Raw genomic sequence first — 23,144 nt, forward strand, 5'->3', positions numbered from 1 at the left:
GTCGCGCGTCGGTGTCGGAGCTCCCTCGTAGGCTGAGGACATGGCATCCGTGCAGTTCGGTCAGCACGCGCCCGCCGCGCGCGTGATCCTCCACCTCAGCGACACCCATCTGCTCGGGGGCGACCGTCTGCTCGGCGACCGCTACGACACGGCTGCGCACCTGCGCCGCACCCTCGACGCGGCCGAAGCCACGGGCGTGCGTCCGGATGCCGTCGTCTTCACCGGCGACCTCACCGACCTCGGCGAGCCCGAGGCCTATCGCGCCCTGCGCGCGGCGGTCGAGCCGTGGGCGGAGCGGCTGGGGGCGCCGGTGGTGTGGGTGGCCGGCAATCACGACGAGCGTCCCGCGATGCGCGCCGCGCTGCTCGACGCCGAGGCCACCGAGGAGCCGGTGACGAGCGTCCACGACCTCGGCGGCCTGCGCCTGATCGCCCTGGATTCCACCGTGCCCGGCTGGCATCACGGCGACCTCGATCCCGCGCAGCTCGCGTGGCTGCGCGCAGAGCTGGCGACCCCCGCGCCGCTGGGCACGATCATCGCCCTCCACCACCCGCCGCTGCCCACCCATATCCCCTTCTTCGACATCCTCGAGCTGCGCGACCAGCCCGGCCTGGCCGACGCGATCGCGGGCAGCGACGTGCGCGCGATCCTCGCCGGCCATCTGCATTACTCCACCTCCGGCACCTTCGCGGGCGTACCCGTGAGCGTCGCCGCGGCCTCGTGCTACACGATGGACCTCGCGCGTCCCGCCGACGCGGTCAACGGAATGGATGCCGGGCGCTCGTTCCACCTCGTGCACGTGTGGGACGACACGATCACCCACGCCGTCGTGCCGGTGGTCGACGCGGGGGCGACGGGGTACTTCACGCCCGAGTGGACGGCGCGCATGGCCGCGCTCAGCCCGGACGAGCGGCTCGAGGCGTTCTCGCGGAAGCGCCCCGTCGGGCAATAGACGCGGCGGACGGTGCCGATCCGACGACCGGCCGCCGTGTCCAGCGACCGTCTCGCTCGCCGTGGTTAGGCTCGTGGCATCCCTGCTCGCCGTGAACCCACGAGGACCCCCCACATGGCTTTGGACGCAATGATGCGCACCCGTATCGAGACCGACTCCCTCGGATCGCTGGAGATCCCCGCCGACGCGTATTGGGGGATCCACACGGCGCGGGCCCTCGAGAACTTCCCGATCGCCAAGCGGCCCATCTCGGTCTACCCCGACCTCGTCCGTGCCCTCGCGATGGTCAAGCAGGCCTCGGCCCGGGCCAACCGTGAGATCGGCGTGCTCGACGCGGCGAAGGCCGATCTGATCGACCGCGCAGCGCAGCGCGTGATCGACGGCGAGTTCCACGACGAGTTCACCGTCGGCGTCATCCAGGGCGGCGCGGGCACGTCGACGAACATGAACGCCAACGAGGTCATCACCAACATCGCCCTCGAGATGGCGGGCCGTGAGAAGGGCGACTACGCCTTCCTCTCACCCATCGACGACACCAACCGCAGCCAGTCGACGAACGACGTGTACCCGACGGCGATCAAGATCGGTCTGTCGCTCACGCTCCAGAGCCTGCTCGAGGAGCTCGCGCTGCTGCGCCAGTCGTTCCTCAGCAAGTCGGAGGAGTTCCACGACGTACTCAAGGTCGGCCGCACCCAGCTCCAGGATGCCGTGCCCATGACGCTCGGGCAGGAGTTCCACGGCTTCGCCACGACGCTCGGCGAGGACTACAACCGCCTCACCGAGAACGCGTACCTGCTGTTCGAGATCAACATGGGCGCGACCGCGATCGGCACGGGCATCACCGCGCACGCGGGCTACGCCGGGGCCGTGCTCCGGCACCTCCGCGAGATCACCGGGCTCGACCTCGAGACAGCGACCGATCTCGTCGAGTCCACGAGCGACACGGGCGCCTTCATGTCGTTCTCCTCGTCGCTCAAGCGCAACGCGGTGAAGCTGTCGAAGATCTGCAACGACCTGCGCCTGCTCTCGTCGGGCCCGCAGGCGGGCCTCGGCGAGATCAACCTCCCGCCCCGCCAGGCGGGCTCGAGCATCATGCCCGGCAAGGTGAACCCCGTCATCCCGGAAGTCGTGAACCAGGTCGCGTTCTCGGTCGTGGGCGCCGACATGACGGTCACCATGGCGGTCGAGGGAGGGCAGTTGCAGCTGAACGCCTTCGAACCGGTGATCGCCCACTCGATCTACCAGTCGATCACCTGGATGCGCCAGGCGATGTGGACGCTGCGCGTGAACTGCGTCGACGGCATCACGGCCAACCGCGAGCGACTGGGTGCGATGGTGGGGTCGTCGGTCGGTGTCGTGACGGCGCTGACGCCCTTCATCGGCTACGCCGCGGCCGCAGCTCTCGCCAAGACGGCGCTGCTGACGCACCGCAACGTCGCCGACCTCGTGGTGGAGGCTGGTCTGATGACCCGCGAGGAGGTCACGAAGCAGATCTCGCCGGCGCGCCTGTCGGGCCTGCAGGCCGTGACCGCGGCGATCCCGATCGTCCGCGCCGCCGACAGCGTTGTGGAGGACTGACGCGACGTTTCTCCGCGAGGACCACGAAGGGCCGGGACGCGTCGTCCCGGCCCTTCGTCATGGATGCCGCGTCAGTCGAGGATGCGGCAGTGCGTGGTCAGCTCGCCGATGCCGTCGATGCCGACGGTCACGGTCGAGCGGTCGCGGAGGAAGATCTGCGGGTCGCGGGAGTAGCCGGCGCCGCCCGGGCTGCCGGTGGAGATGAGAGTGCCCGGCAGCAGGGTCACCGACTCGGACAGCTTGTTGATGAGCGTCTTCACCGACCGCACCATCTGGCCGGTGCTGGCATCCTGCACGGTGTGTCCGTCGACGACGGTCCAGATGTGCAAGTCCTGCGGGTCGGGGATCTCGTCGGCCGTGACGACGAAGGGGCCGGTGGGGGTGAAGCCGTCGAACGACTTGCACCGCGACCACTGCGCCTCGGAGAACTGGATGTTGCGCGCCGTGATGTCGTTGACGACGGTGTAGCCCCACACGTGGTCGAGCGCCTCGTCTTCGGGGATGTCACGGCCGGGGCGGCCGATGATGACCCCGAGCTCGGCCTCGTAGTCGACGGCCTCGCTCAGCGCACGCGGCCACGAGGTCGTCGCCTCGTGCGCGGCGAGGGAGTTGGGCCACAGCACGAACACGGTCGGCCCCGCGTCGGTCTTCAGTCCCAGCTCGCCCGAGTGCGCCGCGTAGTTCAGTCCCACCGCGAGGATCGACGGGGGAGCGAGCACCGCCGAGGCGAAGCGGATGCCGCCGAGGGGCTGCCGCGGTGCGGTCGCGGCCTCGTCGCGGACACGGTCGAGCAGGGTCTCGCCGCCGGCGATGAGCTGCTCGAGCGTTGCGGGGGCGCCCTCGAAGAGCGCGTCGACGAAGGAGAACTCCTCACCGTGGACGCTGACGAGACGGGGGGCTTCCGCCCCTTCCTGAGACCGGACGTGGGCGAAACGCATGCCTCCACGCTACCGGCCCGCGCCCCGCGCCGGAGGCCGCAACCCCCGGATGCCGTGTCGGAGGGCCGCTCTAGGCTGAGCGCATGAGCTCCCCCTCGCCGCTGTCCCGGCCCGGTTCGGTCGAACCGACCCGCATCGTCACGGCTCCGCAGGTGACGACATCGGCCGCCCCGCCGCGGTCGCGCCGAGGCGGGGTGGCGCTGTGGGTGGTGGCCGTGCTGCTCGTTCCGCTGCTGGCGCTGCTCGTGCGGTACTTCACCGGGTTCCTGGGGACGGCGGCGACCTTCCTCGGGCTGGTGCTCGCCGCGATCCCGTTCGTGATCGTGTGGTTCGCGGTGCGCTACATCGACAGGTGGGAGCCCGAGCCGCGTCGACTGCTCGTGTTCGCCGTGGCGTGGGGCGCGATCGCCGCGGTCGTCATCGCGCTGGGTGTCGACTTGCTGCTCACCCTCGCGCTCGGTCGTCTCCCCGAGGCGTTCAGCGCCGTCGTGCAGGCGCCCATCGTCGAAGAGGTCGCGAAGGGGCTCGGGGTGCTGCTCATCTTCTCGTTCGCCCGTCGTGCCTTCGACGGCCCCGTCGACGGCATCGTCTACGGCGCCCTCATCGGGGCGGGCTTCGCCCTCACCGAGAACGTGCAGTACTTCGCGATCAGCTACCTCGAGGGCGGCCCGGCGCAGGTCGCGAGCACGTTCTTCCTGCGTGCCGTGCTCTCGCCCTTCGCTCACGTCATGTTCACCAGCCTCACGGGCTTCGCCTTCGGTCTCGCCGCGCGCCGCGGCCTGCGCACGGGCGCGGCGCTGGCCTACGGCATCCCGGGACTCATCGGGGCGATCGTGCTGCACGGCCTGTGGAACGGGTCGGCCACGTTCGCGAACTTCTTCGAGGTCTACGCGGCGCTGCAGGTTCCGCTGTTCGTGCTGTTCATCCTCGGCATCCTGGCCCTGCGCCGCGAGGAGTCCCGCCTCACGCGGGCCCGCCTCGGCGAGTACGCGGCGGCCGGGTGGTTCACCCCGCAGGAGGTCGACATGCTCGCCACGGGCCCGGGGCGCCGCTCCGCCGTCGCCTGGGCGCGAACGCTGCCGGGGGACCGGTCGCCCGTCATGAAGGCGTTCATCGTGGATGCCACCGCCCTCGCCGCCGCGCGCCAGCGCACCCTGTCCGGGCGCGATCCTCAGGCCCCCGCCACCGAGCGCTACCTGCTCGAGCGCACGACCGCCGCGCGCGCGGCACTGCTGTCACGCTGACGCACGGCGCGTGCCGCTCCCCCCATCCACTCGTCGCCGAGACCGCACGCTGATGCCGAGACCGCAGGCGCCTCGTCGTCATGCGGTGCGGTCTCGGTGACGCGCGCGGTCGCGGCGCCGCAGGTCGCCGGGCCCGGGGTCTTGACACCGCCGTGGGGTGGGAGCACCATCGACGTAGGCCAACTCAGCGCCCGGAAGACTCGCAGGCATCGCCGCGGCACCGGGCGCTGAGTCTTTTCCGGGGCGGTGTCCAGGGGCTGTCTCCGACGCGCGGGCGTGCTTGGATGGATGCATGACTGATCGCACCAAGCCGGAGTTCGACGCTCCCAGCGGCCCCGCCCCCTCCGACCTCGTCATCCGCGACATCATCGTCGGCGACGGCGACGAGGCCAAGCCCGGCGACACGGTCACCGTGCATTACGCCGGTGTCGAGTACGAGTCGGGCGAGGAGTTCGACTCGTCGTGGGGCCGGGGCGAGAGCATCCAGTTTCCCCTCCGCGGCCTCATCCAGGGCTGGCAGGACGGCATCCCGGGCATGAAGGTCGGCGGCCGTCGCGAGCTCGTGATCCCCCCGCACCTGGCGTACGGTCCCGCGGGCGGACACTTCCTGGGCGGCAAGACGCTCATCTTCATCATCGACCTGCTCAAGGTCGGCTGACCAGCCGTTCTTCATCGAACGTTCACGAACCCGAGGGGGCTGCGGCACCCTCGGGTTCGTCGTTTTCCACGATCGTGGAATACATTCGTGTGAATGGGAGTTGGACTCCCGCAGGACGCCGACACGGCTCCCCAGACCTCTAGGAGTGACATGACCGACGCAACTACTCTCGACATCCCCGGCTACAAGGCGGGCACCTGGGTCCTCGACCCCTCGCACAGCGAGGTGACCTTCTCGGTTCGCCACATGATGATCTCCAAGGTGCGCGGCACCTTCGGCATGAAGAGCGCCACCATCGTCGCCCCTGAGAACCCGCTCGAGGCCACCGTCGAGGCTTCCGTCGACGTCACCTCGGTCGACACCAAGGACGAGGGCCGCGACCAGCACCTGCGCTCGGCCGAGTTCTTCGACGTCGAGACCTACCCCACGATGGACTTCCGCTCCACCGGCGTCCGCCTCGAAGACGGTGACTTCCTCGTCGACGGCAACTTGACCATCCGCGGCATCACCAAGCCCGCCACCTTCGCGCTCGACTTCGGCGGCTTCGGCACCGACCCGTGGGGCAACTACAAGGCCGGCGCCACCGCCAAGACGGTCGTCAACCGCGAGGACTTCGGCCTCACCTGGAACGCCGCGCTCGAGACCGGCGGCGTGCTCGTCGGCAAGGACGTCACCATCGAGCTCGACCTGCAGCTCTCGCTCCAGGCGTGATCCCGCCGCAGCTCCCGCTGCGAGCCGGATCATGCTTCAGCTCTCGCTGAGGACCTGATCCCGCCGCCCCTCGCGCGGCGGCTGCGATCCTTATGAAGACCCCGGATGCCGGCATCCGGGGTCTTCGTCGTCCCGTCTACGCGCGCGCGCGACGCGGGAGCCGCAGGCGTTGCTGCACGAGCAGGATGCCGAGGAAGACGACGGCGGCGCCCACCGGCTCGTTCCAGGAGATGCGTTCGCCGAGGACCAGGATGCCGAGGCCCACCCCGACGACCGGGGTGATGTAGGTGACGGTCGAGGCGCGGGTCGGGCCCCAGGCGCGCAGGGTGTTCTGGTTCCACACGTAGGCGATGCCTGTTCCGAGCACTCCCAGCGCGACGATGCTTGCCACCACGGGCAGGTCGAGGTGCATCGGCTCGGCGAGGATCAGCGGCGAGGCCAGGATCATGAACGCCGCGGCGGGACCGATGTAGCCGAAGGCGAACGCGATGCCCGACAGGCCGGCGTCGGCGAGGAAGCGGCGCATGTAGGCGAGGCTGAAGCCGTAGCAGGCGGTCGCACCGAGCAGGGCGAGTTGGGCGACGGTGCTGTCGCCGACGTCGGACACGGCGCCGGGAGCGATGATCACGACCACGCCGACGATCCCCACGGCGATGCCGACCAGCTGGCCCCGCCCGAGTCGCTCGACGCGGAACACCGCCCACGCCATGACCGCCGTCATGATCGGAGTGGTGGCGTTGAAGATGCTGGCCAGCCCCGACGGCACGTGCTGCTCGGCCCATGCGAACAACAGGAACGGCACGACGCAGAAGCTGAAGGCCAGCACGCACAGGTGGCCCCACACGCGTCGGCTGCGGGGAAGGCGCTCGCGTCGGATGGCGACGATCGCGCCCAGCGCGAGCGCCCCGAACAGCAGGCGGCCGCCCGCGACCTGCGCCGGCGTCATGCCGGTGAGCGCGACGGCGATGAAGAGGAAGCTCGACCCCCACACGATGCCCGTGAGCACGAACTGGACGGCGATCGAGACGGGGGAGGGGGAGGGACCGGATGCCACGTTCCCGACGATAGGGCGAAGCTCCGACATCGACCGGGTCGCCGGGATGCGACGTCCGGAATCCGCCGACGATCGGCAGTCGGCGGGGTCTTCCCGGGATCAGGGCTGCGGGTTCAGCGCGTCGTATTCGCGGAAGCGCGGTGCGAAGCGCACGAGGGTGCCGACGAGGCCGAGGATGACGATCCCGCCCAGCAGCGGAGGAACCCACAGCGCGGCGACGGTCGCGAGGGTGCCGGCGTAGAGCGCCCCCACGCGGGGACCGCCGGCCACCACGACGATGAAGATGCCCTGGAGGCGCCCGCGCATGGCATCCGGGACCGCCGCCTGCATCATCGTCGAGCGGTAGATCGCACTGACGTTGTCGGCCGCGCCCGAGACCGCGAGGACCAGGGCGGCCAGAACGATGAGGATCACGGCGCCGCGGTCTTCTCCCGTGTCGGCGGGGCGGCCCCAGCCGAGGGCCGCGGCCAGCAGCACGAGACCGAAGAGGGCGATGGCGAGGCCGTAGACCTGGATCGCGCGCTCGATGCCGAGTCCCTGGCGTCGCACGCGGCCGATCGGCCCGGAGAACAGGCTCGACAGGAACGCCCCCGCGGCCACCGCGGCGGTGAGCACGCCGGTCGTGATCGCTCCGCCGCCCAGCAGCACCGCGCCGATCGCGGGGAAGAGGGCCACCGGCTGGCCGAAGGTCATCGCGACGATGTCGAGGATGTACTGCAGGCGGATGTTCGGGGCGCGGCGCAGGAACCGCGCGCCGTCGCGGAGCGACGCGAGCCCCGGACGCACGATCTCGCCCTCGGGGCGCAGCTTCGGCAGCGACCACAGGCCCAGGAACAGCGAGGTCATCAGCAGCACGTCGAGCGAATACGTCCAGGCGTATCCGGCGAAGGCGACGAGAACGCCCGCGAGGGCGGGTCCGGCCATGACCATGATGCCGACGGTGACCCCCTGCAGGGCCGCCGCGGCCGGGAGGAGATCGCGCGGCAGGAGGCGCGGGGTGATGGCGGACTTGGTCGCCATCACGATGGAGTTCGCCGCGGAATTGACGACGCTGAGGACGAAGAGCCACCCGACCGTCTCGAGTCCCGTCCACGCGAGAGCCGCCAGCAGGGCGGTGGAGGCGAAGGTGACCACCGCGGCGAGGAGCGCGACCGTGCGGCGGTCGAAGGCGTCCGCGAGCATGCCGCCGTACAGCCCCGCGGCCACCATCGGCAGGAGGCCTGCGACTGCGATCATCGACACGGCGAAGGTGCTCTGCGTCAGCTCGAACACGTGCAGCATGACCGCGACGACCGTGAGCTGGCCGCCGAGACCCGCGAGCGTCGATCCCACCCACAGGCGGGCGAACGCGGGCGAGGCGGTGAACGGGCGCAGGTCGATGAGGGCGCTCTGATGGGTGCTCATGCGTCTACGTCCACGCGCTTCACTCGAGCCGTGTGGCCGCGCAGGATGTCGACGTCGCGCGGGGCGACGCCGAAGTGCGCGGCGAGGGCCTTGACCACACCGTCATTGGCGGCTCCGTCGACGGCGCGCTCGCGCACGTGGACGACGAGGCCGTCGGCGGTGTCTTCGACGAGCGGGCCGCGGCGGCTGCCGGGCTTGACGCGGACGGTGAGCTGCACGGATCGAGGCTACGCCAGGCGTCCGACGCCCTCGCGCGGAGGTGACCCCGGGCCGCGTGGCGGCGCCGGGGCGCAGCGGTTCGTCGGTGGCATCCGGATGCTGGTAGACTCATGCGGTTGCCGTTCGATCGGCCGCGGATAAAGAGAGCTCGCACATCGTGTGACGGGCGCCGCGCAATGAGAAGGAAGGGGATCCCATCTATGGCACTCGAAGCAGACGTCAAGAAGGCGATCATCGAAGAGTACGCGACGCACCCCGGTGACACCGGATCCCCCGAGGTGCAGGTCGCGATGATGACGCAGCGCATCAAGGACCTCACCGAGCACCTCAAGATCCACAAGCACGACCACCACTCGCGCCGTGGACTCTTCCTGCTCGTCGGTCAGCGCCGCCGCCTGCTGGGTTACCTGCAGGACGTCGACATCAACCGTTACCGCTCGCTCATCGAGCGTCTCGGTCTGCGTCGCTAATCGCACCAGCGTTCTATCGCGCAAAACATTCTTGGAAGGCCGCCCCACGGTGTGGGGCGGCCTTCGGCGTTCCCGGGCGCGCGCCGCACCCGCTTCCCCGTGCCTTCACGCGATAAACGCCGATGCTGCCGAGACATGCGGCGTCGAGGCGTGTCTCGGCAGGATCGGCGTTTATCGGGAAGATTCCCCGGGGCTCAGGATGCCGTGCGCGCGGCGACCAGGTCGGGATGCCACCGCTCCGCGACGTCGGGGTGCGCCCGCAGGCGCGACTTCAGCGCGTTCTCGCCGTACGTGGCGTGGATCGGGTTGGTCGGGTCCTGCGAAACGCCGCGCGCCTCGGCGGCGAGCTCCGCGGGAAGCTCGATGATCGGCAGTCGCGCGTCGAGCGCCGGGTTGAAGAAGAACGGGACCGAGATGCGCTCGTCGGGGAACGTCGGCGAGATCACCCGGTGGTTGGTCGCGGTGAGGTAGCCCTGCGTGGCGTACTCGAGCAACTCGCCGATGTTCACGACGAATGCGCCCGGCACCGGGGGAGCGTCGACCCACTCGCCGTCGCGCTCGACCTGCAGCCCGCCCTTGCCGGGCTCGACCCAGAGCAGCGTGAGCACCCCGGAGTCCTTGTGGGCGCCGACGCCTTGCTGGGGCGTGGGGTCGTCCTTGCCGGGGTAGCGGACGATCTTGATGAGGGTTTGCGGGTCGCCGAAGTGGCTGTCGAAGTACTGCTCCTCGGCGCCGAGGGCGAGGGCCCACGCGCGCAGCAGCTTGCGGGCGATGCCGGTGAGGTGGTCGTGCCATTCCGTGACGACATCGCGCAGCTCGGGCTGGGCCGCCGGCCACAGGTTCGGTCCGACGAGGCGGTTGTAGCCGGGGCCGTCCGTCTCGACGATCGCGTCGCGCTCGGGGCCGATGTCGATCTGCTCGCGCCAGTCCACGCGACCCTGCGTGCGCTCGCCTCCGACGCGGGTGTAGCCGCGGAAGTGGGGGCTGGTGACGTTCTCGATCGCGAGCTTCTCGGCCTCGGGGAGGGCGAAGAAGTCGTGGGCGGCCTGCAGCAGGCGCTCCTCGAGCTCGGGCGTGACGCCCGTGCCGGTGAGGTAGAAGAAGCCGACGTCATGGGTGGCGGCGCGCAGCTCGTCGCGGAAGCGGGACGCGGCCTCGGGCCCCTGGTCGAGGAGCGAGAGGTCGAGGATCGGGAGGTTCAACTCGGACATGGATCGAGGCTAGGTCGGGGCGCCCGGCGGCGCCCGAATGTTGCCGAGCGTTACCGCGGACAGCCGCGTCGTCCGCATCCCGAGGACATCAGGGTGCGCGAAACGGCGAATGTGCGTAATCTGTCACAGTCAGGTGAGGCTGTCCTTACCTGATCCGCAGCGTCGCGGTCCTTCCACCTCGTGAAAGTCGGAACTCCCGCCCGTGCTTGCCAGCTTCTTCGCCACCTTCCTCATCGGCCTCCGTGAAGGCCTCGAGGCCGCGCTCGTCGTCGGCATCCTCGTCGCCTACCTCACACGCCTCGACCGTCGCGACGCCCTGCCGAAGCTGTGGACCGGCGTGGGACTCGCGGTGGCCCTCGCACTCGGCGTCGGAGCGATCTTCACGTTCGGCGCCTACATGCTGACGTTCGAGGCGCAGGAACTGCTCGGCGGGGGACTCTCGCTGCTCGCCGTCGCGATGGTCACCTGGATGATCTTCTGGATGCAGAAGGCCGGACGCACCCTGAAGGCGGGCCTCGAAGGGGGCATCGACAAGGCGCTCCGCGGCGGCGTGTGGGCGCTCGTCGCGATCGGCTTCGTGTCGGTGGCGCGCGAGGGTGTGGAGACGACGCTGCTGCTGTGGTCGATGGTGCAGTCGTTCGGCGAGTCACCCGTCGCTCTGCTCGGCGCCCTCCTGGGGCTCGCCACCGCCGTCGTGCTGGGGTGGTTCATCGCCCGCGGCATGCTGCGCCTGAACCTCGGCCGTTTCTTCACCTGGACGGGCGGTTTCCTCGTCGTCGTCGCCGCGGGCGTCCTCGCCTACGCGTTCCACGACCTGCAGGAAGCCGGCGCCCTGCCCGGCCCGTTCGGCGCGGGCGCGCCCATCGACCCCGTCACCGGCCTGGTCGCCACCGGCTGGGCGGGCTTCCCGTTCGGGTGGGCGTTCGACGTGTCGACCGCCATCGCCCCTGACAGCGCCCTCGCCGTGCTGCTGCAGGCGACCGTGGGCTTCATGCCGCAGATGACGTGGCTGCAGGTCATCGCCTGGGTCGTCTACGTCGCCGTGGTGGTCCCGCTGTTCGTGCGGGGCGTGCGCGCGGGCCGTCGTCCGCGCCCCCTCGCATCGACGGGGACCGCGCCGCAGACGGGACCGCGGCCCGCCGTCGCGGCCGGCGCCCCCACCACGCCCTGAGACCTCTCATCTCCCGCGCGCATCCGACACCGCGGCATCCCTTCCTCGAACGGAGACAGCACCATGAAGTCCACACGCCTCCTCGCGGCCACCGCCGTAGCCGGCGCGGCCGTCCTCGTCCTCTCGGGCTGCGTCGCCAAGACCGGCGCCGCGGCCTCCGGCGCCCTCACGGTGACCTCGACCGGCGACGACTGCGCCGTTTCGGCGGGCAGCGCCCCCAGCGGCACCGTCGCCTTCACCGTCGACAACAGGAGCGAGCAGGTCACGGAGTTCTACCTCCTGGCATCCGACGGTCTGCGTATCGTCGGCGAGGTCGAGAACATCGCCCCGGGCGCTTCGCGCAACCTCACCGTCGTCGCGCAGCCGGGCGACTACTACACCCTGTGCAAGCCGGGGATGGTCGGCGACGGCGTCGGAAAGGCCGCCTTCACGGTGACCGGCGACGCCGTGGCCGTCGAGGGACCGGATGCCGAGCAGAAGCAGCAAGCCGTCGACCTGTATGCGGCCTTCGTGAAGGACCAGGTCGGCCAGCTCATCCCCGCCGGGCAGACGTTCGCCGCGGCCTACGCGGGCGGCGCCGACGCCGCGGCCCGCGAGCAGTTCCCGCGCGTCCGCGCGTACTACGAGCGCATCGAGCCCATCGCCGAGGCGCTCGGCGACCTCGACCCCCGCATCGACTACCGCGAGGTCGACGCCGTGGCCGAGGGGCTGGACTGGACGGGCTTCCACCGCATCGAGAAGGACCTCTGGGTTCCCGCGCAGGACGCGCTGAACGCCGACGGCGAGACGCCCGCGTGGAGCGGCTGGGTGCCGTCGACGCCGGCGGAGCGCGCCACGTACGGCGACAAGCTGATCGCCGACACCCAGGAGCTGTACGACTACGTGCACTCCGATGCCTTCACCCAGGCGCTCGATGCGCAGGGCGTCGCGGGCATCTCGAACGGCGCGATCGCGCTGCTCGACGAGGTGGCCACGGGCAAGATCAGCGGCGAAGAGGACTGGTGGTCGGGGACGGATCTGTACGACTTCGCGGCCAACGTCGAGGGGTCGAAGATGGCCTTCTCGCTCGTGCGCGACTTCGCGGAGTCGAAGGGCGACAAGGGCGCGGCTCTGGTCGGCCGCATCGACGGCGGCTACGCCGACCTGGAGGCGGCCCTCGCCGCGCACGGCTCCGCCGACGCCGGCTTCGTTCCCTATTCGCAGCTCACCGAGGCCGACAAGCGTCAGCTCACCGAGCTCATCAACGCCCTCGCCGAGCCGCTGTCGCAGCTGACGGTGACGATCCTGGAGTGAGCGTGACCGACGACGAACGCACGTCTCCGGCCTCGCGCCCGCAGACGGATGCCGCCGCATCCGGCGACGCGAGCGCGGCGGCCGTTTCACGGCGCGAGCTCATCGGCCTCGCCATCGGGGCGAGCGCGACGAGCCTCGTCGTCGGCGCGGGCGCGGGTGTTACCGGCGGCGCCGCCTACGGCCAGGAACAGGCTCGACGGGTGACGGATGCCGTGGCCCCGGCCGCCGGCATCCACCAGCCCGGGATCACGACCCCCGTGCAGGACCACCTGCACTTCGCGTCGTACGACATGATGGCCCGCACGACCCGCGACGACCTCGCCGAGCTGCTCGCGGACTGGACGTACGCGGCGACCCGCATGATGCGGGGCCTGGACGTCAGCGCCTCGGGTGCGGTCGGCGGGTCGCCCGAGGCGCCGCCCGACGACACGGGCGAGGCGCTCGGTCTGCCCGCGAGCAACCTGACCATCACGTTCGGGTTCGGGCCGTCGCTGTTCGACCAGCGCTTCGGTCTCGAGGGACCGAAGCCCGCGGGGCTCGAGCGGCTCCCGGCATTCCTCGGCGACGACCTCGATCCGCTGCGCTCCGACGGCGACCTATGCATCCAGGCGTGCGCCGACGACCCGCAGGTCGCCGTGCACGCGATCCGCAACCTCAGCCGCATCGCGTTCGGCCGCGCGACCATCCGATGGTCGCAGCTCGGGTTCGGGCGCACGTCCAAGACCACCGCGTCGCAGGCCACGCCTCGCAACCTCTTCGGCTACAAGGACGGCACGGCCAACATCCTCGCCGACGACACCGCCGCCCTCGACGAGAACGTCTGGGTGTCGGTATCCGAGGGACCGGCGTGGCTCGCGGGCGGGTCGTACCTCGTCGCGCGGCGCATCGCGATGCTCATCGAGACGTGGGACCGCACGCGCCTGGCCGAGCAGGACCGGGTCGTGGGCCGAGACAAGGCGAACGGCGCGCCGCTCTCGGGCGGCGACGAGTTCGCTGCCCCCGACTTCGCGGCGGTCGGGGCGGGGGGCGCCCCCGCGATCGACCCGCGCAGTCACGTGCGCCTCGCGCACCCCGATATGAACGGCGGTATCCGGCTGCTCCGCCGCGGATACAACTTCGTCGACGGCACCACCGACCTCGGGCGGCTGAACGCCGGGCTGTTCTTCCTGTCGTTCCAGAAGAGCCCCGACCGCTACATCACGGTGCAGAAGGCTCTGGCGACGGATGCCATGGGCGAATACCTGCGCCACGTCGGCTCGGGCCTGTGGGCGGTGCCGCCCGCCGCGCCCGCCGGGACCTCGATCGGGGCGGGGCTGCTCGGGGCGTGAGGCGAGCGCCCGCCGCAGGGTACGGTCCCTTCGACGGGCTCAGGGACCTGGCCCGCCGCGGGGTCCGGTTCCTTCGACGAGCTCGGGGACCTGGCCCGTCACGGGGTCCGGTCCCTTCGACAGGCTCAGGGACTTTGCCGGGCCGGTCCGCGGGGGTGCGGCCCGAGGTCAAGAATCCTGCCGTGCGCTCCCGGACGCCGCGGCCGCGCGACCGGCCCCGAGCGCGCGCTCGCGGAACAGCCATGGCATCCGGGGCTCCACGAGGGGGCGGGCGAGGCGACGCACCGGGCGACTCGACAGCGCCACCGCGATGACGACGCTCGCCGCCACGACGGGGATCCACAGCCACATCGGCTCGAGGCCGCGCAGCACTCCGGACTGGCGGAACGGGTAGAGCACGAACGTGTGCAGCAGATAGACGTACATCGTGTACCGGCCGAGGTGGGTCCAGCGGGTCTGGCGGCGGGGGACCAGCAGGAGGAAGGCCGCCATCAGCACGAGGGCGAGCGCGATGATCGCGAGTCGCACCCCTCCCGCCCACCACTGCGGGGCGTCGAGGTCGACGTAGGCGTCGACGAAGAAGAACCACGTTCCGAGGCGCACCTCGCGCCAGGTGTCCACGAAGACGAACGCGAGCACGCCGGCCGTCGCGAGGACCGCTGCGGCGGCGATGCGCAGCCACGCGGGCCGGGCGTCGAGCAGTCCGGCGCGCGCGACGGCGTCGTGCTCGCGCAGCCACCACCCGAGGGTGAAGAACGGCAGCAACCCGAGGAACCGCGACACCGAGAACGTCGAGTCGATGCTGGGCAGGTAGCCGGCGACGATCGAGATCGCGAGGGCCCAAACGACGGGCCCGCGCAGCAGTGCGAGGTACGGGAGGACGAGCCGGAAGAGTGCGAGGGCGAGCAGGAACCACAGGGTCCACGACGGTTGCGCGGGGTCGAGATTGGTCCTGCCGGTCACGAGGAACTGCGTGATCGTCCACAGCGTCTCGAAGATCAGGTACGGGGCGATCAGGTCGGTGAACAGCCGCGCCATGCGCCGCCGCGTCGGCTCGGCCGACGAGGAGAAGTAGCCGGCCACCAGCGCGAACAACGGCATGTGGAACGCGTAGACGAGCAGGTACAGCGCCTCCGCGGCATCCGAGTCGTAGGTCAGGCGTTGGATCGCGTGGCCCAGCACGACCAGCACGATGGCGGCGAAGCGCGCGTTGTCCCAGAACGGCACCCGTGTCGGGGCTTCGGGGGGTGTGGCATCCGTCATCCCGGGCGACGATATCGGCGCGGCGCCGCGCGGTCCACGGGGGTGGATCCTGGATGCCGATGGGGTACGGCGGAATAAAGTCCGGCGACCTGCGTTCCACCATGTATATTCAGATGCATACAAAACAGGAGGCGCATCATGGGTGAGACGAACAACTGGCCGGGCATGCAGTTCGGTGTCATGACGGTGAGCGACATCACCCAGGACCCCACCACCGGCACGACCCCGAGCGAAGCCCAGCGCATCAAGGACACGCTCACGATCGCCAAGCACACCGAAGAGGTGGGTCTCGACGTCTTCGCCCTCGGTGAGCACCACAACCCGCCGTTCTGGTCGTCGTCGCCGACCACGACGCTTGCGTACATCGCCGCCCAGACCGAGCGCCTCATCCTCACGACGTCCACGACCCTCATCACCACGAACGACCCGGTGAAGATCGCCGAGGACTTCGCGATGCTGCAGCACGTGTCGGGCGGCCGCGCCGACCTCATGCTCGGTCGCGGCAACACCGGTCCGGTCTATCCCTGGTTCGGTAAGGACATCCGTCAGGGACTGCCGCTGACCATCGAGAACTACGACCTGCTGCACAAGCTGTGGCGCGAGGACGTCGTCGACTGGGAGGGGAAGTTCCGTACCCCGCTGCAGGGCTTCACCTCGACTCCGCGTCCGCTGGACGGCGTGCCCCCGTTCGTCTGGCACGGCTCGATCCGCACGCCCGAGATCGCCGAGCAGGCCGCGTACTACGGCAACGGCTTCTTCGCGAACAACATCTTCTGGCCGAAGGAGCACTACCAGCGCCTCATCACGCTGTACCGCGAGCGGTTCGCCCACTACGGCCACGGCACGCCCCAGCAGGCGATCGTCGGCCTCGGCGGGCAGGTGTTCATGCGCGCCAACTCGCAGGATGCCGTGCGCGAGTTCCGCCCGTACTTCGACAACGCCCCCGTCTACGGCCACGGCCCGAGCCTGGAGGACTTCAGCGAGATGACCCCGCTGACCGTCGGCTCGCCGCAGCAGATCATCGACCGCTACGCCGCGATGCGCGAGACGTTCGGCGACTACCAGCGCCAGCTGTTCCTCATCGACCACGCGGGCCTGCCCACCAAGACCGTGCTGGAGCAGCTCGACATCCTCGGCGGTGAGGTCGTGCCGGTTCTGCGCAAGGAGCTGCAAAGGAACCGCCCCGCCGAGGTGCCCGACGCGCCGACGCACGCGAACCAGGTCGAGAAGATCTACGCCGGTGCGGCCCCGCGCCAGGCCGTGCCCGGGGCGAACCGCGGCGACAACATGGTCTCGGGCAGCCCGTACCAGGATGCCGCTCCCCGGGCGGGTAGCGCCTTCGGTGCCGCGGCGACGAAGGTGGGTGCCTGAGATGGCCGCCCGTCGGATCGCCGTCGTCACCGCGGGACTGTCGACGCCCTCGTCGACGCGCATGCTCGGTGATCGCCTCGCGCACGCCGCGCTCGCCGAACTGCGCGAGCGCGGCATCGACGCCACCAGTGACGTGTTCGAGCTGCGCGACTACGCGCACGACCTCACCGACAACCTGCTCACGGGCTTCGCCCCGCCGGCGCTCGAGCAGATGATCAACACGGTCGTCTCGGCCGACGGCATCATCGCCGTCACGCCGATCTTCTCCACCAGCTACTCCGGTCTGTTCAAGTCGTTCATCGACGTGCTCGACCCGCAGGCGCTGACCGGTACGCCCGTGCTCCTCGGAGCGAACGCCGGCACCGCTCGGCACTCCCTCGCGATCGACTACGCGATCCGTCCGCTGTTCACCTACCTGCACGCCGCTCCGGTGCCGACCGGGGTTTTCGCGGCATCCAGTGACTGGGGTGCCAACGCCGACGAGGTCGCCCCGCTCGGCTCCCGCGTCGACCGCGGCGCACGCGAGTTCGCCGATGCGATCGCTGCGCGCGAGCCCGTGCGCGACGCCGACCCGTTCGACCCGTCGTCGTACCTCGGCGAGGGTCGCTCGTTCGGACACCTCCTCGGCGGCCTGTCGGGGGAGTGACCCCTTTCTCCGCCCCGTCGCCCCGTGTGGGCGGCGGGGCCTCGTCGTCGGTGCGGGCCTGGCGCAGACACGGTGATCCGCGCACCCTCAGCCGTGGGGTGGGCGGGTCTGGCTGAAGACGTGCAGATCGCGGAGGGCGCGCGAGCGCACATGAACGCTGCGCCTAGGGTGGGGGCGAGCAGAAGGAGTCGGAATGGATGCCGCGCAGTGGGACGAGCGATACCGCGCCTCGGCCGGGGGAGTGTGGGCCACGCAGCCACCCGCCGTCGTGCGGGAGATCATCGCGCCGCTGCCGTCGGGGAGCGCCATCGACGTCGCCACCGGCGACGGCCGCACCGCGCTGTGGCTCGCCGAACGGGGATGGACCTGCACCGGTCTCGACTTCTCGAGCGCGGGTCTCGCACTCGCCGCGGCTCGACCTCGGGGTGACGCGGTCCGCTGGGTCGAGGGTGACGTGCACGAGTGGGAGCCCGACGCGCCCGTCGACCTCGTCGTCTCCTGCTACCTGCACCTGCCCGATAGTGCGGCAGCCGTGGCTCGGATCGCGCAGTGGGTGGCGCCCGGAGGCACGCTCGTCGTCGTCGGCCACGATGTCGAGAACATCGCCGCGGGAGGTCACGGGCCGGCCGATCCCGCCATCCTCTACACGCCTGAGCTGCTGCGCGGTGCGCTCGACGAGCGGTTCCGCATCGAGCGCTGCGAACGCGTCGTGCGTACCAGCGCGGATGCCGAGCTGCGAGAGGGACACCCCGCCGCGGCGGTGGATACGCTGCTGCACGCGGTGCGCGTGCGCTGACGCGCGCCTGTCCGTCGCGCGCGTGCGCTGACCCGCGCCTGCCCGTCGCGTGCGTGCGCTGAGCCGGGCCGCGCCCGGCTGCACGACCGGCGAGTGCGGTGAGACGGGCCCCGCCCTCGTGCTCCACCGGCGCGTGCGGTAAGACGGGCCGCGCCCTCGGGCTCGGTCGGCACGTGTGCCGACCGGGGCCCTGCTGCAGGTCCGGCGCACCGACGGACGGACGGCCTCACTGCACGACGGCGCACGGCTCCGGACCTCACAGCACGATGTCGTCCGCATCTCGGAGTTCGCGCGCGATGACCGGGCGGAGCCCGCGCCGGACGAACGTGTCGGCCCCGGCGAGCGGACCGACGTCGATGCCCGCCTCGGCGGCGATGTCGGCCACCGGCACCTGGAACGTGCGGAACGCCCCCAGCGGCGGCACGGCGAGCCCCTGGCGGGTGTCGACCAGGTCGCTCTGATCGAGCACGAAGCCGGCGGCCGCCAGCGCGTCACCCTCGCGCCACGCCGCGATCTTCCAGAAGCGCAGCGGCACGCGGATGCCTCGATAGGGCGGATCGCCGCCGGCGAGCACCGGTGCGGTGAACACCGCGAGGCGTCGATCGGTGGTCTCGGCGTACGCCAGCACGTGGTCTTCGAGCCCCAACCAGAGCTCCTTCGACTGGTTGAAGCCCGCCGCCTGCGGCGCGGCGTTCGTGTAGAAGAACGTCGCCTCGGTGGCATCCTGCGCCTGGGTAGCCGTGCCCCAGCCCGGGTCTCGACGCCGCACGAGGTGTCCGCGATCGAGGTCGTTGCGGCTGTAGACCTCGGGGCCGGCCTGCGCCTCGGCGTCGACCCGGGGGTCGAGCCGCCAGTCGCCGGTGCGCGGGAGGTCGCGCAGCGTCGCGCCGTCGATCACCACGCCGGTGACCGCCGCGAACCGACGCTCCTCGTCGAGCAGCACCGAGAAGCGCGGGTAGTCGAGCCGCGTGGTGGGCCGCGCGGACGAGGGGAGGGGCAGGGGGATGCCGAGGAAGTCCGGGTCGTAGCCGTCGGTCATGCCCCCATCGTGCCCGGGACCTCCGACATCGCGACAGACTGGGACGATGGAACAGCACGTGAAGACCCGGTCCGACGCACCCGCGGGCTTCTTCGCGGCGGAGGCGGCCGGCCTCCGCTGGCTCGCGGACGGGCGGGGCGCGCGGATCGCGCGGGTGCACGACGTCGCCGAGGGACGCATCGCGCTGGAGCGGATCGACGAGACGGTTCCCACGGCGCAGGCCGCCGACGCCTTCGGCGCCGCGCTCGCCGCGACCCACGACGCCGGCGCCCCGGCCTTCGGCTCCCCGCCGCCCGGGTGGGAGGGCGACATCTTCATCGGACGCCGCGTCCAACCCGCCCGGCCCACCGCGACGTGGGGCGCCTTCTACGCCGCCCAGCGCGTCGAGCCCTTCCTGCCGATCGCGCTCGCCGCGGGCTCCCTGTCGGCATCCGGGGTCGAGGTCGTCGAGCGCGCGTGCGCCCTGGTCGCGGAGGGGGCGTTCGACGACGGCGAGCCGCCCGCGCGCCTGCACGGCGACCTGTGGGCCGGGAACGTGCTGTGGGCCCCCGACGCAGTGGTCCTCATCGATCCCGCGGCGCACGGCGGTCACCGCGAGACCGACCTCGCGATGCTCGCGCTGTTCGGCTGCCCCTTCCTCGACGGCGTGCTCGCTGCGTACGACCGCGCCCATCCGCTCCGCGAGGGCTGGCGTGATCGCATCCCCGTGCATCAGCTGCATCCGCTCGCGGTCCACGCCGCAGGCCACGGTCCCTCCTACGGTCGGGCGCTGGTGGATGCCGCGGAACGGACGCTCGCGCTGGCCTGAGGCGGTCGAGTCCCGGCATCCCTCGCCCGTCGCCCGCGGACTCCTCGCAAAGGCCCGCGTGAGGGGGTGATCCGCGAGCTACCGCGCCGCCCCCACACACCGCGTCAGGCGCGTCGGCCCGAAACTGCCGCGCCATGCGAGGCCGCCGAGGTCCGCCGAGCCGGGATCAGCCCTGCGTCGTCGCCCGCCGTTTCGCCCGGCGGGCGAGGACCAGGTCGATGCCGACGCCGATGCCCACCGCCACGAGGACCGACACGATCACCGCGACGACCGGACCGCCCGGCACGACCGCGGCCACCACCGCGCCGATGACCGCTTGGTACGCCGCCCAGGCCAGAGCTGCCACGGCGGCGACGCCGAGATATCGCGCCGGGTTCACGCGCGACGCCCCGGCGGCGAGGTTCACCGCGAGCCGGGCGAACGGCACGAAGCGGGCGGTGAACAGCACGACCGCGGCGTTGCGCTCGAGGCGCCGGCGCGCCCATCCCAGCGCGCCCGCCACGCGGGGACCGCGCATCCAGGCCCACCGTTCGACGCCCACCGCGCGTCCCACCAGATAACAGCACAGGTCGCCCGCGAAGGCCGCCGCGCCCGCGACGACCACCACCCCGAGCAGCGAGGGCGTGCCGTGCGCGACGGCCAGGGCGCCGAACGCGGTCACGGCCGCTTCACCCGGCACCACGACGAGGAACGCGTCGGCGAACACGAGCACCGCCATCGACACCAGCGCCCAGGGGCTCGCCGCGACCATCTGCAGCAACGCGTCGACACCGTCCATCCCGACACTCTCCGCCGCCGATCGAGACGCCCCGCCCACGCGGCGGTGACGCCGCGCGGAGCATCCGGTGAACATCGCGAACGTCGGCCCTCCGCGTGCCCCACGGCGTCCGCCGAGGTCGCACCCTGGTCTCGTGAGAGTCGCGCTGCTGGCCGAGTCCTTCCTCCCGCACATGAACGGGGTCACCGGTTCGGTGCTCCATGTGCTGCGTCACCTCGCCGAGGCGGGGCACGAGACGCTCGTCATCGCCCCGCGAGCGGGCGACGTCACGGCCGACCTGCACGGCGCCCGAACCGAGCTGTTGCGCTCCGTGCCGCTGCCGTCGTACCCCGAGGTGCGTGTGGTGTTCGCGCGCGCGGCACGCCTGGGTGCCCTGCTGCGCGACTTCGACCCCGACGTCGTGCATCTGGCATCCCCGTTCGTGCTCGGATGGCAGGGGCTCGCCGCCGCCGACGCCCTGAAGATCCCCTCCGTCGCCGTCTATCAGACGGACGTCGTCGCGTACGCGCAGAAGTACGGCCTGCCGCACGCCACGGCCCTCGTCGCCGCGCACGTGGCGCGCCTGCACCGGCGCGCGACGCTCACCCTCGCGCCCTCGTCGGCGTCGACCCGACAACTCGAGGAGCTCGGCGTCGATCGCATCCGCCGCTGGGGCCGGGGAGTGGATGCCGTGCGCTTCGCCCCCGAACACCGCGACGACGCCCGGCGCGCCGAGATCGCCCCGCGCGGCGAGCGCATCGTGGGGTACGTCGGCCGTCTCGCTCCCGAGAAGCAGGTCGACGACCTCCGCGCCCTCGCGGGCCTGCCGGACACCCGCCTGGTGATCGTGGGCGACGGTCCCTCGCGTCCCGCGCTCGAGAAGGCGCTCCCGGATGCCGTGTTCACCGGCCACCTGTCCGGCTCGGCGCTGTCGACGGTGATGGCGGGCTTCGACGTGTTCGTGCACCCCGGGGAGAGCGAGACGTTCGGGCAGACCATTCAGGAGGCCCTCGCGAGCGGGGTGCCCGTGGTCGCGACCGGTGTGGGCGGGCCCCTGGATCTCGTGCGCTCGAGCGTCGACGGCTGGCTCTACCGACCCGGCGATCTCGACGACCTGCGCACGCGCGTCGCCGACCTCGCCGGCGACGAGGCCAAACGTCGCGCCTTCGCCCGCGCCGCCCGTGAGTCCGTGCAGGGGCGCACATGGCAGGCGCTCACGACGGACCTCGTCGGACACTACGCGGATGCCATCGCCCTCCGCCGCATCGACGACGGCCTGCTGCTGCGCGGCGGGCCGCGCCCGGCGGCGCCCGAGGCCACTCGCCCGCGGGGACGGTGGACCCGGTTCGTCGCGCTCGGCGACTCGCTGACCGAGGGGCTGTGCGACGCCTCGCGGATGCCGACGGGACAGTTCCGCGGATGGGCGGACCGCCTCGCGGAGCTCCTCGCGCACACGAGCGACGAGGGGCCCTTCCGCTATGCGAACCTCGCCGTGCGCAGCCGCCGCGTACGGCACCTGATCGACGAGCAGATCCCCGCAGCCCTCGCCCTCCGGCCCGATCTCGTCTCGATCCTCATCGGCGCCAACGATCTCGTCGGGCCGGCCCCCATCCTGCCCGCCCTCGTGGCTGAGGTGGAGTCGGCGGTGCGGGCTGTGCGCGGCACGGGCGCCGATGTCCTCCTGGTGACGACGTTCCTCCCGCGGCGTCCGGCCGCCCGCATCTTCGCCCGTCGCTTCGCGGCCTACAACGTGCACCTGCGCCGTATCGCGGCCGAGCAGGGCGCGATCCTGCTCGACCTGGAGGCCGTGGCAGACATCGGGGAGCCGCCCCTGTGGGCCGACGATCTGGTGCACCTGCGGTCGTCAGGGCACCGGCTCGTCGCCTACCGGGCGGCCGAGGCGCTCGGCGTGCCCGACGCGAACGCCCTGCTCGGCCTCGACGAAGCGTTGCACGCCGACGACGACGAGCCGCGGGGCGGCTGGCTCACCCGCGACGCGCTGCCGTGGGTGTGGCGCCGTGTGCGCGGCCGCACGGCCGGCGACGGCATCCACGCCAAGCACGAGGGGTACGTGGAGCTCCCCACCCGCGGCGACCGGGAGCGCACTTCCGCGTCCTGAGGCGACCGCGAGCGATCCGGGGCTGTCGGCGGGTGTGGTGGCTTCGACAGGCTCAGCCACCTTCCACCGAGGACCCTGAGCGTGTCGAAGGGTCCGGGGCCGACCGTCGCGCCG

The 23,144-nt window shown here is 71.5% G+C and carries 22 protein-coding genes; 14 read left to right on the plus strand and 8 right to left on the minus strand.

Features of this window, described 5'->3' with window-relative positions; translation table 11 throughout:
• The first annotated feature begins 40 nt into the window (after positions 1–40).
• Entirely contained in the window at positions 41–952 is a 912-nt protein-coding gene (locus B0B15_RS07555) for a phosphodiesterase (protein ID WP_076674680.1), read from the plus strand.
• 114 nt (positions 953–1,066) lie between these two features.
• A complete protein-coding gene (locus tag B0B15_RS07560) occupies positions 1,067–2,530 on the plus strand; it encodes an aspartate ammonia-lyase (RefSeq protein WP_076674682.1) in 1,464 nt (487 codons plus the stop codon).
• A 71-nt stretch (positions 2,531–2,601) separates the two neighbouring features.
• Here B0B15_RS07560 and B0B15_RS07565 read toward each other — a convergent pair whose 3' ends face one another.
• Positions 2,602–3,468 (minus strand): fumarylacetoacetate hydrolase family protein, encoded by an 867-nt coding sequence (locus B0B15_RS07565; protein ID WP_076674683.1) that lies wholly within the window; start codon positions 3,466–3,468, stop codon positions 2,602–2,604.
• 83 nt (positions 3,469–3,551) lie between these two features.
• Between B0B15_RS07565 and B0B15_RS07570 the strand changes: the two genes are divergently transcribed.
• From B0B15_RS07570 to B0B15_RS07580, 3 genes are all read left to right on the plus strand, one after another.
• Entirely contained in the window at positions 3,552–4,712 is a 1,161-nt protein-coding gene (locus B0B15_RS07570) for a PrsW family intramembrane metalloprotease (RefSeq protein WP_076674685.1), read from the plus strand.
• Between the two features lie 292 nt (positions 4,713–5,004).
• Positions 5,005–5,370 carry an FKBP-type peptidyl-prolyl cis-trans isomerase gene (locus tag B0B15_RS07575; protein ID WP_013583439.1) on the plus strand — a complete coding sequence of 122 codons (366 nt, stop codon included), beginning with the start codon at positions 5,005–5,007 and terminating at the stop codon, positions 5,368–5,370.
• A gap of 150 nt (positions 5,371–5,520) precedes the next feature.
• Positions 5,521–6,081 carry a YceI family protein gene (locus B0B15_RS07580; protein ID WP_076674687.1) on the plus strand — a complete coding sequence of 187 codons (561 nt, stop codon included), beginning with the start codon at positions 5,521–5,523 and terminating at the stop codon, positions 6,079–6,081.
• A gap of 136 nt (positions 6,082–6,217) precedes the next feature.
• Here B0B15_RS07580 and B0B15_RS07585 read toward each other — a convergent pair whose 3' ends face one another.
• The 3 genes from B0B15_RS07585 to B0B15_RS07595 all read right to left on the minus strand — a co-directional run bounded on the left by B0B15_RS07585 (position 6,218) and on the right by B0B15_RS07595 (position 8,757).
• Positions 6,218–7,135: a DMT family transporter gene (locus tag B0B15_RS07585; protein ID WP_083708909.1), complete on the minus strand. Its 918-nt coding sequence runs from the start codon at positions 7,133–7,135 to the stop codon at positions 6,218–6,220.
• Between the two features lie 99 nt (positions 7,136–7,234).
• The gene (locus B0B15_RS07590) at positions 7,235–8,539 is read right to left on the minus strand and encodes an MFS transporter (protein WP_076674690.1); all 1,305 of its coding nucleotides are present in this window, start codon (positions 8,537–8,539) and stop codon (positions 7,235–7,237) included.
• Positions 8,536–8,757: a DUF167 domain-containing protein gene (locus B0B15_RS07595; protein ID WP_076674692.1), complete on the minus strand. Its 222-nt coding sequence runs from the start codon at positions 8,755–8,757 to the stop codon at positions 8,536–8,538. Before B0B15_RS07595 ends, B0B15_RS07590 begins: the two co-directional genes overlap by 4 nt.
• A 201-nt stretch (positions 8,758–8,958) precedes the next feature.
• Between B0B15_RS07595 and rpsO the strand changes: the two genes are divergently transcribed.
• Positions 8,959–9,228: a 30S ribosomal protein S15 gene (gene rpsO, locus B0B15_RS07600; RefSeq protein WP_013583433.1), complete on the plus strand. Its 270-nt coding sequence runs from the start codon at positions 8,959–8,961 to the stop codon at positions 9,226–9,228.
• Positions 9,229–9,422: 194 nt separating this feature from the next.
• Here the strand turns inward: rpsO and B0B15_RS07605 are convergent, their stop codons facing one another.
• Complete coding sequence (locus tag B0B15_RS07605) at positions 9,423–10,439, minus strand: isopenicillin N synthase family dioxygenase (protein ID WP_076674693.1); 1,017 nt, start codon at positions 10,437–10,439, stop codon at positions 9,423–9,425.
• 202 nt (positions 10,440–10,641) lie between these two features.
• Here B0B15_RS07605 and efeU point away from each other — a divergent pair, with 202 nt between their 5' ends.
• From efeU to efeB, 3 genes are all read left to right on the plus strand, one after another.
• Entirely contained in the window at positions 10,642–11,610 is a 969-nt protein-coding gene (efeU, locus tag B0B15_RS07610; RefSeq protein WP_076674695.1) for an iron uptake transporter permease EfeU, read from the plus strand.
• Positions 11,611–11,673: 63 nt separating this feature from the next.
• Positions 11,674–12,903: an iron uptake system protein EfeO gene (gene efeO / locus B0B15_RS07615; RefSeq protein WP_076674696.1), complete on the plus strand. Its 1,230-nt coding sequence runs from the start codon at positions 11,674–11,676 to the stop codon at positions 12,901–12,903.
• A 2-nt stretch (positions 12,904–12,905) separates the two neighbouring features.
• Positions 12,906–14,231, plus strand: a complete 1,326-nt coding sequence (efeB, locus tag B0B15_RS07620; protein ID WP_076675279.1) for an iron uptake transporter deferrochelatase/peroxidase subunit — start codon at positions 12,906–12,908, stop codon at positions 14,229–14,231.
• A gap of 168 nt (positions 14,232–14,399) precedes the next feature.
• On the opposite strand, the gene B0B15_RS07625 is transcribed toward efeB, so the two are convergent.
• On the minus strand, positions 14,400–15,494 hold the full coding sequence (locus B0B15_RS07625; RefSeq protein WP_076674698.1) for an acyltransferase family protein: 1,095 nt from the start codon (positions 15,492–15,494) through the stop codon (positions 14,400–14,402).
• 165 nt (positions 15,495–15,659) lie between these two features.
• On the opposite strand from B0B15_RS07625, the gene B0B15_RS07630 reads away from it, so the two are divergent.
• From B0B15_RS07630 to B0B15_RS07640, 3 genes are all read left to right on the plus strand, one after another.
• The gene (locus tag B0B15_RS07630; RefSeq protein ID WP_176776608.1) at positions 15,660–16,865 is read left to right on the plus strand and encodes an LLM class flavin-dependent oxidoreductase; all 1,206 of its coding nucleotides are present in this window, start codon (positions 15,660–15,662) and stop codon (positions 16,863–16,865) included.
• A gap of 1 nt (position 16,866) precedes the next feature.
• A complete protein-coding gene (locus tag B0B15_RS07635; RefSeq protein WP_076674701.1) occupies positions 16,867–17,511 on the plus strand; it encodes a CE1759 family FMN reductase in 645 nt (214 codons plus the stop codon).
• A gap of 193 nt (positions 17,512–17,704) precedes the next feature.
• A complete protein-coding gene (locus tag B0B15_RS07640; protein ID WP_076674703.1) occupies positions 17,705–18,307 on the plus strand; it encodes a class I SAM-dependent methyltransferase in 603 nt (200 codons plus the stop codon).
• Positions 18,308–18,563: 256 nt separating this feature from the next.
• On the opposite strand, the gene B0B15_RS07645 is transcribed toward B0B15_RS07640, so the two are convergent.
• On the minus strand, positions 18,564–19,346 hold the full coding sequence (locus tag B0B15_RS07645) for a DNA/RNA non-specific endonuclease (protein WP_076674704.1): 783 nt from the start codon (positions 19,344–19,346) through the stop codon (positions 18,564–18,566).
• A gap of 46 nt (positions 19,347–19,392) precedes the next feature.
• Here B0B15_RS07645 and B0B15_RS07650 point away from each other — a divergent pair, with 46 nt between their 5' ends.
• A complete protein-coding gene (locus tag B0B15_RS07650; protein WP_076674706.1) occupies positions 19,393–20,154 on the plus strand; it encodes a fructosamine kinase family protein in 762 nt (253 codons plus the stop codon).
• A gap of 166 nt (positions 20,155–20,320) precedes the next feature.
• Here B0B15_RS07650 and B0B15_RS07655 read toward each other — a convergent pair whose 3' ends face one another.
• Positions 20,321–20,932, minus strand: coding sequence for a DedA family protein (locus B0B15_RS07655; protein ID WP_076674707.1), 612 nt, complete (start codon positions 20,930–20,932; stop codon positions 20,321–20,323).
• Positions 20,933–21,065: 133 nt separating this feature from the next.
• Between B0B15_RS07655 and B0B15_RS07660 the strand changes: the two genes are divergently transcribed.
• Positions 21,066–23,030, plus strand: a complete 1,965-nt coding sequence (locus tag B0B15_RS07660; RefSeq protein WP_076674709.1) for a glycosyltransferase — start codon at positions 21,066–21,068, stop codon at positions 23,028–23,030.
• Positions 23,031–23,144 lie beyond the last annotated feature (114 nt).

This window comes from Microbacterium sp. RU1D, assembly GCF_900156435.1.
GTDB lineage: Bacteria > Actinomycetota > Actinomycetes > Actinomycetales > Microbacteriaceae > Microbacterium.